Source organism: Aeromonas dhakensis (assembly GCF_000820305.1).
Taxonomy (GTDB): Bacteria; Pseudomonadota; Gammaproteobacteria; order Enterobacterales; family Aeromonadaceae; genus Aeromonas; species Aeromonas dhakensis.
In genome coordinates this window covers 77,051-89,573 of record NZ_CDBH01000046.1, presented here as the reverse complement: position 1 = coordinate 89,573, position 12,523 = coordinate 77,051, and the positions used below count along the sequence as shown (strand labels likewise).

Genomic DNA, 12,523 nt, shown 5'->3' with positions numbered 1-12,523 from the left:
CCTGCTCGGTCAGGGTCAGCACCCGCAGCGCATCGCGTGCCGCTATGGTGCCCATGCTCACCTTGTCCTGATTGTGGCACTCGGTGGAGCGGGAGAAGACGCTGGCGGGCATGGTCTGCTTGAGCGCCTCCGCGGTCCAGGCCGAGACGCCGATCTGCACCGCCTTGAAGCCGTGGTTGATCATCTGCCGCCCCTGCGGCGCGCCGGAGAGGTTGCTCGGTAGGCCGCCGTTGAACTTGCTGTCCACCAGCTGGGCCAGTTGGCGATCCAGCAGGTCGGCCAGGTTGGCGACGGCCGCCTTCATGCTGTCCATGGCCATGGCGATGTGACCGCCGTAGAAGTGGCCGCCGTGCATCACGTGCTCCTCTTCGCCGTCGATCAGCGGGTTGTCGTTGGCGCTGTTGAGCTCGTTTTCGATGAGCTGGCGCCACCAGGGCAGGCTGTCGGCCACCACCCCGATGACGTGGGGGGCGCAGCGCAACGAGTATCTGTCCTGCAGCCTATCGCTGTGGCGCGGCAGCTCGCCGGCCACCAGGTCATCCCTCAGCCAGGCCGCGACCCCCTGCATGCCGGGGTGCGGCTTGGCGGCAAACAGCCGCTCGTCGAAGTGGAAGGCGTTGCCCCCCATGGCGACGCTCACCAGGGCGGTGATCCGGGTCGCCAGTTGCATCAGGTAGTCGGTGCGGGCGTAGGCGAGGCAGGCCAGCGCCGTCATCACCGAGGTGCCGTTCATCAGCGCCAGCCCCTCTTTCGGGCGCAGGGTCAGGGGAGTGATCCCCAGCTCCCGATAGACCTCGGCGGCGGGGCGCAGCCGACCCTGCTGATGGAGCTCACGCTCCCCCACCAGCACGGCGGCGACGTAGGAGAGCGGGGTGAGATCGCCGCTGGCGCCCACCGATCCCTCTTCGGGAATGCGCGGCACCAGATCCTGCTCCAGCAGCCAGCAGAGCCGCTCGAGCAGAGCCGGGCTGACCCCGGAGACCCCCTGCGTCAGGGAGCAGAGCCGGGTGGCCAGCACGGCGCGCGCGGCATCGAGCTCGAGATCCGCCCCCAGCCCGCAGCCGTGAAAGCGGGTCAGGTGCAGCGGCAGCTCGGGCACCAGCTCGGTTGGCACCGGCCGGGTCACCGAATCGCCGTAGCCTGTGGTCACCCCGTAGATGACCCCCTCTTCGGCCAGCAGCCGGTCGAGGAAGTCGGCACCCCGCTGGATGCGGGCCATGAAGGCGGGATCCGGGTTCAATGCGGGGGTGGCACGGCGTTCGGCCAGGGCCACCACGTCTTCGATGGTCAGCGGCTTCGCGCCGAAGACAACCCTGCTCATCTCACTCTTGTTCATCGGTCAGCTGCCAGAAATCAAAAAAGTTGAACCAGTCCAGCGGGGCGCGCAGGCAGTGGTGCTGCAGGCGATCGGCATAGGCCTGTACCCGGGACGCGAGAATCTGTTGGCGCCCCTGCCGCGGCAGAGGTTGGCCATCGGCAAAGGGCTCGAAATGCACCCGAAAGCGCCCCTGCTCCTTGAGGCCGAACATCAGGTAGACGGGGCAGCCCAGCACGCTGCTGAGCACGAAGGGGCCCAGGGGAAACGGCGCCGGCGCGCCGAGGAAATCGGCCCAGATCACCCGCTTCTCCCGGGTCACCGAGGTGCGATCGCCGACGATCACCACCCACTCTCCCTGTTCCAGCTTCTCCTTGAGCAGGATGGCGGTATCGGCCCCCAGCTCCTGCACCTGGATGAGGTTGAGGTGCGAATCCGGGTTGATCTGCTTGAGCAGGGCGTTGAAGCGGGCCGCATGGCGGGTGAACACCAGCGCATTGATGCGCAGCCCCTGCTTGCGACTGCCAAGGGCCCGGCACAGCTCTAGATCGCCCAGGTGGGAGCCCAGCAGCAACACTCCCTTGCCGCTGCCGATGGCGGCCTGGTAGTGCTCAGCCCCCACCAGCTCCACCTGCTGCTCGGTGATATCGCCGCGCCAGCCCGCCAGCTTGTCGAGCGCCGCCTCGCCAAAGCGCAGGAAGTGGCGAAAGCTCGATCTCGGCTCGGCGGGCAGCGCAACGCCTTGTGCGTTGGCGAAGGTCTCGAGCCGGGCCAGATAGGCCCGGGATGCCTCCCGCTGGGCGCGGCCGGTCAGCCAGAAGTAGCCGATGACCGGATAGAGCAGCAGGGAGAAGCCGCGCCGCCCCAGCAGGCGGTAGCTGGCCAGCATGATCTGCATGCCGAGCAATGAACCCCGCTCCGGGGTGCGCGACCAGTGGGTACGCCGCTCGCGCCACAGCCGGGTCAGCTGGGCGCCCAAGCGGGCGGGCCAGCGGCAGAGGAGCAGCAGCAGATCCCACAGCAGGCGGCACACCAGCCGGGTGTGCATCCAGGAGATGTCGAGGTTGTCGCGAAAAAGCCGAAAGTGGGAGCGGCCGTCGACGGGATAGATGACCCGGGTCGGCACGAAGCGCATCGGCACCCCGGCCCAATGCAGGCGCACCATCACCTCGGTGTCAAAATCCATCCGCCGGCCGAGGGCCACCCGCTCCAGCAGGGCGCAGGTGGACGCCAGCGGATAGACCCGAAAGCCGCACATGCTGTCCTTGATGGCGAACGACAGCGTCTCGATCCAGACCCAGACATGGGTGATATAGCGGCCGTAGAGGCGCCCCTTGGGCACGGAGTCGTCGTAGAGCGGGCGGCCGGAGACGAGCGCCGCCGGGTGCTGGCGCGCCTCCGCCAGCAGGGCCGGCAGATCCGTCAGATCATGCTGGCCGTCGGCATCCACCTGCAGGGCGTGGCTGAACCCCAGCTCATGGGCGCGGCGCAGCCCCGTCATCACGGCGCCCCCCTTGCCCTGGTTGTGGGGATGGCGCAGCAGGCTGACCCAGGGGTGCTGGGCGGCCAGCGCATCGAGCGCGGCGGCGGCGACGGGCTCGCTGCCATCGTCGACCAGCAGGCAGGGCAGCTCGAATTCGGCCAGCCGCGCCAGCACGGCGGCCAGCGGTCCGGCGTGGTTGTAACAGGGAATAAGAAGGCAAGGGTTCATGGGGTCAGCCGCACCCGTCCGCTGCTCGCCGGCTCGTCGTCGAGCAGATAGCTGAAGAGAAGCTGGCCCTTGTCCGCCTGCCACTGCAAGCTCAGGCTGCACTCGGCCCCGGGGCGCAGCGGGCGCTGGAACTTGAGCTGATCCACCCCGTGAAACGGCAGTGTCAGCTTGAGCCGGCTGGCGGCGTAGTGCATCACCCAGTGGATCTGGGTCACCCCGGGTAGCAGGGGGGCACCGGGAAAGTGCCCTGCAAACCAGGGCAGTGCGGGATCGAGTCGCAGCCACAGGCGCACGCCATCGGCCAGCACCTCGCAACCCAGCTCGGTTGGCAGCGTGTCAGCGGACAGGCTCATCGAACAGCTCCTTGAGTTGTAGCCAGGGGCGCTTGCCCTGGGCGTTGACGGGCATCTGCACGACCCGGCGCACGCTGCGCGGCAGGGCCACCGGCTCGAGCCAGGGGCGCAGCTGCTGGCGCAGGGCCAGCAGGAAGCGCCCCTGACCGAGCTCGTCCCAGCGGGCGGCCCCCAATTCGCTTAGCACCAGCACGGCGCCGAGGATCTGGCGCTGACCCTGTTGCAGCGGCAGCACGGCGGCTGACTCCACCTCCGCCAGGGCCTGCAGGCGCGCCTCCACCTCGTCGAGTGAAATGCGCTTCTCCTCCAGCTTGACGATCCTGTCCTGGCGTCCCAGCAGTTCGAAACCCTCCTCGCGCAGGGCGATGCGATCGGCGCAGGCCAGCCAGTCACCCGCTTCCAGGAAGGGAGAGCGCAGCAGCAGCCCCTGCTCCGGGCCGACCCGCACCTCGACCCCGGGCAACGCCATCCAGGGGGTCTGCTCCTGGTGGCGCTGGCGCCAGCCAATGCCGCCGGTCTCGCTGCTGCCGAAGATCTCCACCGGCAGCTGACCGAACAGCGCCCGGGCTTGCCGGGCATCCTCCAGCTGCAAAGGACCGCCGGAGGAGACGATCAACCGGCAGCCGGTGGCGGGCATGGCAGGATCGAGCCGACTCAGAAACGCAGGGGAGGCGATCAGGCACCAGGGGGCGCCTTGCGCCGCCAGCTGCTCCGGGTAGTCGATGGGGCGGCGATCGAACGGGCGGCCGAGGGCCAGCGGCAACAGGGTGCGAAACAGCAGGCCGTAGATGTGCTGGTGGCTGACGCTGGCCAGCACCCGGGCATCGGCCAGCCGCTCGCCCCACAGCGCCATCTGTACCCGCAGCTCGGCCTCCAGCTGGGGCCAGGCCTTGGGGATCGCCTTGGGCTCGCCGGTGGAGCCTGAGCTGAACAGGGTGATATCCAGGCGCACAGGCGCAAGATCACCGTGTGCGATATCCAGCCCCTCGTGGGCATCGGCCAGCGGCAGCCTGAGCTGAGGCACGACAAGTGCTGCGCCAGGCAGCTCGGCGTCGGTGAGCAGGCCGTCAAACTGCGCCTGCAGTTCCTGCAGGCCGGCCAGCCGCTGATGACCCGGCAAGATCGCCTGATAGCCGCCGAGGGCGCAGGCGAGCAACGCTTGCGTGAACAGCAGGCTGTCGTCGAAACAGAGGGCCCAGCGCGCGCCTGGCTGGCCGGCGCCGTCATGACGGGCCATGGCACTGGCCAGTTGCAGGCTGGCGCGGCGCAGCTCGGCCAGGGTCACCTCCCCCTGCGAGCCGAAGGCCACCGGCCGGGCACCATCGCGCAGCCAGAGGGTTTGCAGCAGGCTCATGGGGTCAGCCTCTTGAGCAGGCGGCGACGCACCAGATACTCAGCCCCCATCAGGCCGCCCATCAGGGCGTAGCTGATGAAGCCGTTGTAGAGGCTCCAGAGCGCCAGATCCCCGTGCCAGATGGTGAAGGCCGCCAGGGCGCCGTTGATGACGAAGAAGCCGCACCAGACCTGGGTCACCCGCCGGGTGTAGCCGATGGCCGCGGCCGGCAAAGCGGGATCCTGCAAGCGGGCCAGCCGCTCCACCAGGCTCATGGGGCGGGTCAGGCTCCAGCCAAACAGGCAGAGCAGCGCCAGGCTCACCGCCAGCGGGTAGTAAAGCAGCCAGTGCCGGGCGCTGAACAGAGCGCAGAGCAGGGTCAGCCCCAGCCCGATGCAGGCCAGCAGGCGCCCCAGCCAGAGCCACTCCGGCAGCGGGCCGAACCGGACCCGCCCCTTGAGCAGGCCGGGCAAGAGTCGCAGCGAGAAGATGAGCAGCAGACCGAGCAGCAGCGGGGTTTGACCGGCGTGGGTCAGCCCCCAGTAGACCGCCAGCGGGTAGAGCAGCAGGGCACCACCGGCCAGCCAGGAGAGCCAGCGCATCATGGCAGGGCTGACACCGGCATCAGGCGTCGGCCAGCAGACGCTCGACCGCATCCACCACGTCGTTGACGCTGCGCACCGACTTGAACTCTTCCGGCTTGATCTTCTTGCCGGTCAGCTTCTGCAGATGCACCACCAGATCGATGGCATCTATGCTGTCGAGCTCGAGATCCTGATAGAGGCGGGCCTCGGGAGTGACGGCCTCTTCGTCGACTTCGAACAACTCGACGAGGGCGGCCTTGATCTGGGCAAAGATATCGTCGCGGGTCATGGCTCAGGCCTCCCCTTTCGACTGGGCCTGCACCAGGGCCACCAGGGCCGCAACGGAGGCAAAGTGGCGACGGGTGTTCTCATCCTCGGCGGAGAGGACGATGCCGTAGCGGCCCTTGATGGCAAGGCCCAGCTCCAGCGCATCGATGGAGTCCAGCCCCAGGCCGTCCCCAAACAGCGGGGCCTGGCTGTCGATGTCGTCAGGGGTGAGCCCCTCGAGGTTGAGGCTGTCGATGATGAGTTGTTTTATCTCTAGATGCAGGTCTTGCATAACTGTTCCATATGCTGTCATTGGGGCCCGGGTTGCAGGGCCCGGGTGAGAAACCGGGTCAACTGGCGAGCGGCCAGCGCACTGCTCTGGCCAGCGGCGACCACCTCGTCCGCCGCCACTTGCTGCAGGAATTCTATGGTGAAAGTCGGCTTATTTTCCGGGATCTTGAACCATTTGTCCTGCTTGGTGAGAAATCGGGTGCTGCAGTGGATCCGCACCAGTTGCAGCGGCACCTGGCTGCGCACCGCCAACTGGGCCGCGCCGCGCTGCAGCTTGATGGGTTCGCCCGGGGTAGTGCGGGTCCCTTCCGGGAAGATCAGCAGCAGGCCGCCGGCCCGGATCCGCGCCATGCACAGGGCCAGCAGATCCTCCCCCGCCACGTTGGGCAGGTAGTCGGCCGCCCGCACCACGCCGCCGATGAAGGGGTTGCGCCAGAGTGACTGCTTGACGATGCAGTCGCACACCGGCATCTCGGCCGCCAGCATGACGTAGTCGAGCAGGCTGGGGTGATTGGCCACCACCAGGGCGCCACGCAAATCGGCGGGCATGCCGCTGACGCGATAGTCGAGCACCCCCCAGCCGCGCAGCATGGCGAGAAACAGCCGGAAACTGTGGCGGATGGTGAGCTGGGCCAGGGTGCGCCGCCGCTCCCCGCGCAGACAGAGCGCCAGCAAGGGGAACCAGAAGAGGGAAAGCAGCAGGCCGCCCACCCCGAACAGGGTGAAGCCAAGCGCCGTGCCGATCAACCGCCAGGCCCGGTTCAGCAAGCTTGCCATGTCCACTCCTGACGGTCATCGCCGAGGATCAGGGTCGGCTCGCCTAGCAGCAGGGCGCGCCACAAGGCGAGGCTCTGGGACCGCGGGCGGGCAGCGTCAACTGCGGGGCTAACTCCCTCGCAGCGCCACTGCTCACCTGCCTCCAGCACCAGTCCCAGCGCGTGGGGCGGCGCCTCCTCCGCCAGCCAGGGGCGATGAAATTCGGGCACAGGCCCCTCGAAGGCCACCAGCAGCACCCGGCGAGCGCCGGCCTGCAGGGCGCCGACCGCTTCGATGAGGCCTGCCATCAAGCTGTTCTCACCCGCGGCCAGCGAGCTCATGGGGATGGCGGCCTTGCCCTGGATGGAGCAGAGCCCGGCGGCGGTGTTGTGCACCGACATGGAAAAATCGGTGGGGGAGAGCGCCTGCCCGTCTGCCAGCGCCTGCAGCAGCGTCATGGAGCGGGCCAGCTCGCCGTGGCGGCTGACGAAGATGGCACTGTCTACCTGGTGGCGGGCCAGCAGGCTCAACCCCACCTGCACCGCCAACCGTGAGCCCTGGCTCAGGCGGCGCGCCATCATCATGGGCAGCAAGGGAGTGGCGGGAAACGGCGGGTCGACGGGCCAGCGCCCCTGCTGCGCCCACGCCTGCCAGGCGGCCTCATCGGCCAGACCGGGTGACAGCGCCTGACTATCCAGCAGCGAGAAAGAGAGCATGTTGCAGGCGACCTGTCCTTAAAACCGTGGTGGGAGCGAAGAGCATAAAAGGCACTCACCCGACGGGCAGTGCCTGCGCCATGGTATTGAATGACGTCATCAGGTGAATACCGGGCGGATAATACCATTATTCATCAAAAATAATAGCCAGCCCGGATTATCCACCGCCTTGGTGATTGAAAATAAACAATTTGTGTTGTCTCATTGCCACGCTCAATTGATGAATATCCTTCTCAAGGAAAATATTATGAAGATTATTAATAAAATATCCCTGCTGCTGGCCTGTGCCCTGCTGGCCGCCTGCTCCACCAGCCAGCCCATCCGCAATATGGCGGCCAATCCGGTGCCATCCAACCTCACCGAGGAGCAGGTCGCCAACGCCATTATTACGGCGGGTATCAGCAAGAGCTGGGTAATGCGCCAGGAGCAGCCGGGACTAATTCGGGGCCAGGTCAATGTGCGTCAGCATCAGGCGGTGATCAATATTCCCTACAGCGCTCGCGATTATTCCATCAATTATGTGAGCAGCGTCAATCTGGACGACAAGGGCAAGGGCAGCATCCACCGCAGTTATAACCGCTGGGTACTGGGTCTGAACCAGGCCATTCAGCTGGAACTCGCCCGCGCGCAGAGCCGCTGATCCGGCAGGAGCCCCCCGTGAATCACTATCAGACAGACCCCTACAACGCGCTGGAAGCCATCAGCGAGGCCCAGAAAATCGCCTTCGGGCCCATGCTGTTTCAGGCCAGCTGGTGCCTGCGCGAAACCGGGGTGCTGGCCTATCTCGAGACCCGTGGCCAGCGGGGGGCACCACTGGCCGACATCGCCCAGGCATGCGAGCTGAGTGAATACGGCGCCGGCGTGCTGCTGGACATGGGGCTCGGCGGCGGGCTCTGCTACCTGGCCGAGGAGCACTATGTGCTGGGGCGGGTCGGCAAGTACCTGCTGAACGACACCATGAGCCGGGTCAATCTCGACTTCACCCAGCACGTCTGCTACCAACCCCTCGCCCACCTGCTCGACGCCATCCGCAACGGCACGCCGGCCGGCCTGCAGGAGTTCGGCCCCTGGCAGACCCTCTATCCGCACCTGAGCGAGCTGCCCGAGCCTGCCCGCCGCAGCTGGTTCGCGTTCGATCACTTCTACTCCGACTGGGCCTTCCAGCAGGCCCAGGACAAGGTGTTCGGCTACGAGCCGCGCCACCTCTACGACCTGGGTGGCAACACCGGCAAGTGGGCCATCGCCTGCGCCAAGCGGGATCCGGCGCTGCGAGTCACCATCCTGGACTTGCCCGAGCAGCTGGCACTGGCTCGCCGCAACATCGAGGAGGCGGGGCTGACGGAGCGGGTACAGGGTCACCCGGTGGATCTGCTGCAAGCGGGCACCCTGCCCGGCGAGGCGGATATCTGGTGGATGAGCCAGTTCCTCGACTGCTTCAGTCACGAGCAGATCGTCGCCATCCTGAACCGGATCCGGCTGGCCATGAAGCCGGACGCCCGGGTCTGCATCCTGGAGCTGTTCTGGGACCGCCAATCCTTCGAAGCCGCCAGTTTCAGTCTCAACGCCACCTCCCTCTACTTCACCTGTCTGGCCAACGGCAACAGCCGCTTCTACCACTCCAAGGAGCTGTACCAGTGCCTGCGCGAGGCCCACTTCCACGTGGAAGCCGAGCACGAGATCCCGGGCCCGGGCCACACCCTGCTGGTTGCCCGCCCGTTGCACACGAGGCCATAATGCCGCCATCGGCATAACGATGATGAAACGAGAAGGAGCACGGCATGAGGCGTGACTGCATGGCCCTGATGGCCCTCGGCCTGGTTCTGGGCAGCCTGCTCGGCGGCTGCGCCGACATCAAGGAGGCGGGCAGAACCGTGGGGCACACCACTCGCAATGTGACCCGCGAGATTGGCCACACCACCCGGGACGTGACCCGCGAGATAGGCCACGGCACCCGGGACACCGTCAAGAAGGTCGGTGATGAGCTGAGCAAATAGAAACAGGGGCCGACAGGCCCCTGTTTTCATCAGCGTCATGGGTGAACTCAGTTGCTCCACATGGCCATCAGCTGGGACTCCATGGCCTCTTCCTGTTCATCCGGCAGCTCGGCGAAGAAATCGAGCCCGGTCTGCTGCTCCACCTCATCCACCGTCACTATGTAATCCGCCAGCCGGCTGGCCGACACATTCTCCTGCGGCAGGATGAAGGCGATCGCCTCCTTGTTGGCCACATCCATCACCACCCGGTAGTAGGCGTGGGGCACGGTCACACCGTTGCCGATGGAAGCATCGGAGTTGGTGAAGATGGGGCCGGTGATCACATAGACATCCTGATAGGCGATGGCCCACTGCCGGGTCTTCTCCTCCAGGATGCGCCAGGCCCCCTGGTTGAGCGCCGGCAGCTGCGGGGTCATGTTGGTCAGCAGGAAGCTCTGCTTCATGGTGGTGGCGGTGGAACGCATGTCCGCCGCGGGCGCCTGGTGGCCACGGTCATAACCGGAGCCCTTGTAGTCGGCCAGGGTGGCGCGGAACTGCACCGGCACCTCCTTGTCCTCGGCAAAGGCATCCTTGCGCGGCACCTGACCCTGGGCGCTGGCGGCCGTCATCCGATAAGAGACCCAGTCAGAGACCTTGGTGTCGTAGTTGTAACCGGCGGCATAGCCGTCCCGGCACAGCAGTTGACTGGATTGGCTGGGTACCCCGAGCTTGACGTGATCCTTGCATTGGAAGCCCGCCGCCAGGCTCGGGAAGGTGGTGAGAGTGAATCCGATAGCCAGAACTAATTTATTGATATTATTCATTATTATGCCACTCCTTGTGTTAGGCGGAGTGATTTGACACCAGGTCGGATGAGTAAGGCAATCGAACGAATTGTGAGCGTGTCGGAAATGTGAAGAGGGCTGCAAATCGGTAAAATCGCCGTCGCCAGCTGGGGGATTGTCATCCCTTTGTCATTGTGTAGTGCAGTAACTTCGAGAGGCTTATCAGATAGATAGGAACAAAAAAGCGGAGCCGGCGGCTCCGCTGCAATCATCACGCCCGCTCAGCTCTTGACCTGAGGCCTGGGGGTATCGGGCTGGGAGGGCGGCAGGATCGGCAACACGATCTGCGGCTGCTCGCCGGTCAGGCTCTTGAGGTAGGCGGTCATGTCGTCCGCCTCCTGCTCGCTCAGGGTCTGGCCGAGCTGGATGTCCGCCATGATCTGCACCGCCTCCTTCAGATCCCACACTGAGCCGTCGTGGAAGTAGGGGTAGGTCAGCTCGATGTTGCGCAGGGTCGGCACCTTGAACCAGCCGATGAACTGCTTCTCGCCGGTCACCCCACCGCGTCCCTGGGCCGGGTTGTCGGTCTTGAACGGCTTGACCAGCCCCATCTTCTGGTAGGAGTTGCCGCCGATGGCCACCCCGTTGTGGCAGGCGGTGCAGCCCTTCTCCTTGAACAGCTGATAGCCCTTCAGCTGCTGCGCAGTCAGCGCCTTGGCATCCCCCTTCAGCCAGCGATCGAACGGCGCATCGGGGGTGACCAGGGTCTCCTCGAAGGCGGCGATGGCATCGGTCACCTCGTCGATGCCGAAGTCCGCCTTGCCGTACACGGCGCTGAAGCGGGCCCGGTACTCGGGCAGGGTGTGCAGGGTTTCCACCGCCAGCTTGTGGCTGAAGGCCATCTCCAGCGGGTTCTCGATGGGGCCCGCAGCCTGCGCCTGCAGATCCTTGGCGCGCCCATCCCAGAACTGCACGAAGTTGAGGCTGGAGTTGAGCACGGTGGGCGAATTGATCGGCCCCTCCTTCCACTTGTGGCCGAGGGAACTGACCTGGTTGTCCACTCCGCCGGTCGCCAGGTTGTGGCAGGAGTTGCAGGAGATGGCGTTGGATTTCGAGAGCCGCGGCTCGAAAAACAGCATCTTGCCCAGCTCGACTTTTTCCGGTGCGCTCACCTTGGCTGCTTCCACTGCCTGGATCGGCTCGTTCGCCCACCCCATCCCTGGCAGGCCCAGCGCCAGCAACAGATAATATTTATTCATTTTTTATCTCTCCCTTGTGGCTGTGCATAACAGCAGCCTCAGCCTGCCCGGGAAAGCCTGTGCATAATTTGCTCAAGATCAAATGAGACCAACAAAAACCACATTAAAAACAATGAATTAATATATTGCGGACGGACTGATGGCGGGGACTTGCGCGGCAAAAAAGAGCTGAATTCTGATGAATAAATTATGAGCAAATTCATCCACAATGACAGCCAATTAATTAGATTGCTGTCATTGAATAAAGCGATTATTCAATATGCAGGCGTGACCGCCCCGTTATTTAGATTCATCTTGAATGCATCATAAATATCGCCGGCGTTCACCCAGCCAATAATAAAAATAGCGTCTGACCTTCTGTATCCCGCAATTCAGATGATGCCTTCCGTTATTTCCTCGTCAATGCAGGAAACGGATCGCCGTGCTTTTCAATCAAGATAAGGATGCATGATGAAAGAGTCCCTGTTGGCCGCCGCCCTGTTGCTCTGCCCCGCCGCCTTTGCCGCTACAGTGCACTGGGAATACAGCGGCGAGGCCGGCCCGGCAAAATGGGCCAGACTGACCCCGGAATTTGGCCAGTGCGCGGGCAGCAACCAGTCGCCGGTCAACCTCGACGGTCTGGTCGAGGCCGAGCTGGCCCCGCTGCAGTTTCACTACCTGGCGGGGGGCCGCAGTGTCACCAACAACGGCCACACGGTGCAGGTCGACTATGCCCCGGGCAGCAGCCTTGAACTCGACGGCATGCACTTCGAGCTCAAGCAGTTCCACTTCCACGCCCCCAGCGAAAACCTCATCGAGGGCAAGTCCTACCCCCTGGAGGGGCACCTGGTGCACGTCAATGATCAGGGGGAGCTCGCGGTGGTCGCGGTGATGTTCGAGCCGGGCCAGGCCAATGCTGCCCTGAGCCAGGCCTGGCAGCTGCTGCCAGCCAAGGCGGGAGAGAGTCACGCCTTCAAGGAACCGATCTCGGCCGAACAACTGCTGCCCGCTAAACGCGACTACTACCGCTTCAGCGGCTCGCTGACCACCCCACCCTGCTCGGAAGGGGTGCGCTGGCTGGTGATGAAGCAGCCGGTGCAGGTGAGTCAGGGCCAGATCGACGCCTTCAAGGCGGTGATGCACCACCCCAACAACAGACCCGTGCAGCCGCTGCACGGTCGGCTGGTACTGCAATAACGCC

At 65.1% G+C, this 12,523-nt stretch carries 15 protein-coding genes; 4 read left to right on the top strand and 11 right to left on the bottom strand.

Annotated features, from left to right (window positions below; all coding sequences use genetic code 11):
• The 9 genes from BN1143_RS14020 to BN1143_RS13980 all read right to left on the bottom strand — a co-directional run.
• Positions 1-1,336 (bottom strand): HAL/PAL/TAL family ammonia-lyase (locus BN1143_RS14020; protein ID WP_042051052.1); only part of this gene is annotated, 1,336 nt, incomplete at its 3' end.
• Positions 1,323-3,026, bottom strand: a complete 1,704-nt coding sequence (locus BN1143_RS14015) for a glycosyltransferase family 2 protein (protein WP_042051051.1) — start codon at positions 3,024-3,026, stop codon at positions 1,323-1,325. The genes BN1143_RS14015 and BN1143_RS14020, both read right to left, overlap by 14 nt.
• Complete coding sequence (locus BN1143_RS14010) at positions 3,023-3,379, bottom strand: ApeI family dehydratase (RefSeq protein ID WP_042051050.1); 357 nt, start codon at positions 3,377-3,379, stop codon at positions 3,023-3,025. Before BN1143_RS14010 ends, BN1143_RS14015 begins: the two co-directional genes overlap by 4 nt.
• On the bottom strand, positions 3,363-4,733 hold the full coding sequence (locus BN1143_RS14005; RefSeq protein WP_042051049.1) for an AMP-binding protein: 1,371 nt from the start codon (positions 4,731-4,733) through the stop codon (positions 3,363-3,365). Before BN1143_RS14005 ends, BN1143_RS14010 begins: the two co-directional genes overlap by 17 nt.
• Positions 4,730-5,317, bottom strand: coding sequence for a COG4648 family protein (locus BN1143_RS14000; protein WP_197069871.1), 588 nt, complete (start codon positions 5,315-5,317; stop codon positions 4,730-4,732). Before BN1143_RS14000 ends, BN1143_RS14005 begins: the two co-directional genes overlap by 4 nt.
• Positions 5,318-5,336: 19 nt before the next feature.
• Complete coding sequence (locus tag BN1143_RS13995) at positions 5,337-5,585, bottom strand: acyl carrier protein (protein ID WP_005297934.1); 249 nt, start codon at positions 5,583-5,585, stop codon at positions 5,337-5,339.
• Between the two features lie 3 nt (positions 5,586-5,588).
• Positions 5,589-5,855, bottom strand: coding sequence for a phosphopantetheine-binding protein (locus tag BN1143_RS13990; RefSeq protein WP_005297932.1), 267 nt, complete (start codon positions 5,853-5,855; stop codon positions 5,589-5,591).
• Positions 5,856-5,872: 17 nt separating this feature from the next.
• Positions 5,873-6,631 (bottom strand): lysophospholipid acyltransferase family protein, encoded by a 759-nt coding sequence (locus tag BN1143_RS13985; protein WP_042051046.1) that lies wholly within the window; start codon positions 6,629-6,631, stop codon positions 5,873-5,875.
• The gene (locus BN1143_RS13980; protein WP_042051044.1) at positions 6,616-7,326 is read right to left on the bottom strand and encodes a beta-ketoacyl synthase chain length factor; all 711 of its coding nucleotides are present in this window, start codon (positions 7,324-7,326) and stop codon (positions 6,616-6,618) included. The genes BN1143_RS13985 and BN1143_RS13980 overlap by 16 nt, the downstream gene beginning before the upstream one ends.
• A gap of 247 nt (positions 7,327-7,573) precedes the next feature.
• On the opposite strand from BN1143_RS13980, the gene BN1143_RS13975 reads away from it, so the two are divergent.
• The 3 genes from BN1143_RS13975 to BN1143_RS13965 are packed head-to-tail and all read left to right on the top strand — an operon-like array spanning position 7,574 to position 9,320.
• Entirely contained in the window at positions 7,574-7,966 is a 393-nt protein-coding gene (locus BN1143_RS13975; RefSeq protein ID WP_005297924.1) for a hypothetical protein, read from the top strand.
• A gap of 17 nt (positions 7,967-7,983) precedes the next feature.
• Positions 7,984-9,060, top strand: a complete 1,077-nt coding sequence (locus BN1143_RS13970; RefSeq protein WP_042051043.1) for a methyltransferase — start codon at positions 7,984-7,986, stop codon at positions 9,058-9,060.
• 44 nt (positions 9,061-9,104) lie between these two features.
• Entirely contained in the window at positions 9,105-9,320 is a 216-nt protein-coding gene (locus BN1143_RS13965; RefSeq protein WP_005297921.1) for a hypothetical protein, read from the top strand.
• Positions 9,321-9,367: 47 nt separating this feature from the next.
• Here the strand turns inward: BN1143_RS13965 and BN1143_RS13960 are convergent, their stop codons facing one another.
• Complete coding sequence (locus tag BN1143_RS13960) at positions 9,368-10,123, bottom strand: DNA/RNA non-specific endonuclease (RefSeq protein WP_017781471.1); 756 nt, start codon at positions 10,121-10,123, stop codon at positions 9,368-9,370.
• A gap of 242 nt (positions 10,124-10,365) precedes the next feature.
• Positions 10,366-11,343 (bottom strand): cytochrome-c peroxidase, encoded by a 978-nt coding sequence (locus tag BN1143_RS13955; RefSeq protein ID WP_017781048.1) that lies wholly within the window; start codon positions 11,341-11,343, stop codon positions 10,366-10,368.
• 450 nt (positions 11,344-11,793) lie between these two features.
• Between BN1143_RS13955 and BN1143_RS13950 the strand changes: the two genes are divergently transcribed.
• Positions 11,794-12,519 (top strand): carbonic anhydrase, encoded by a 726-nt coding sequence (locus tag BN1143_RS13950; protein ID WP_042051042.1) that lies wholly within the window; start codon positions 11,794-11,796, stop codon positions 12,517-12,519.
• Positions 12,520-12,523: the final 4 nt, after the last annotated feature.

Bases quoted from the DNA above. Each gene is read 5' to 3' on its own strand.
- BN1143_RS14015 (WP_042051051.1), bottom strand. From the start codon at position 3,026: ATGAACCCTTGCCTTCTTATTCCCTGTTACAACCACGCCGGACCGCTG.
- BN1143_RS14010 (WP_042051050.1), bottom strand. From the start codon at position 3,379: ATGAGCCTGTCCGCTGACACGCTGCCAACCGAGCTGGGTTGCGAGGTG.
- BN1143_RS14005 (WP_042051049.1), bottom strand. From the start codon at position 4,733: ATGAGCCTGCTGCAAACCCTCTGGCTGCGCGATGGTGCCCGGCCGGTG.
- BN1143_RS14000 (WP_197069871.1), bottom strand. From the start codon at position 5,317: ATGATGCGCTGGCTCTCCTGGCTGGCCGGTGGTGCCCTGCTGCTCTAC.
- BN1143_RS13995 (WP_005297934.1), bottom strand. From the start codon at position 5,585: ATGACCCGCGACGATATCTTTGCCCAGATCAAGGCCGCCCTCGTCGAG.
- BN1143_RS13990 (WP_005297932.1), bottom strand. From the start codon at position 5,855: ATGCAAGACCTGCATCTAGAGATAAAACAACTCATCATCGACAGCCTC.
- BN1143_RS13985 (WP_042051046.1), bottom strand. From the start codon at position 6,631: ATGGCAAGCTTGCTGAACCGGGCCTGGCGGTTGATCGGCACGGCGCTT.
- BN1143_RS13980 (WP_042051044.1), bottom strand. From the start codon at position 7,326: ATGCTCTCTTTCTCGCTGCTGGATAGTCAGGCGCTGTCACCCGGTCTG.
- BN1143_RS13975 (WP_005297924.1), top strand. From the start codon at position 7,574: ATGAAGATTATTAATAAAATATCCCTGCTGCTGGCCTGTGCCCTGCTG.
- BN1143_RS13965 (WP_005297921.1), top strand. From the start codon at position 9,105: ATGAGGCGTGACTGCATGGCCCTGATGGCCCTCGGCCTGGTTCTGGGC.
- BN1143_RS13960 (WP_017781471.1), bottom strand. From the start codon at position 10,123: ATGAATAATATCAATAAATTAGTTCTGGCTATCGGATTCACTCTCACC.
- BN1143_RS13955 (WP_017781048.1), bottom strand. From the start codon at position 11,343: ATGAATAAATATTATCTGTTGCTGGCGCTGGGCCTGCCAGGGATGGGG.
- BN1143_RS13950 (WP_042051042.1), top strand. From the start codon at position 11,794: ATGAAAGAGTCCCTGTTGGCCGCCGCCCTGTTGCTCTGCCCCGCCGCC.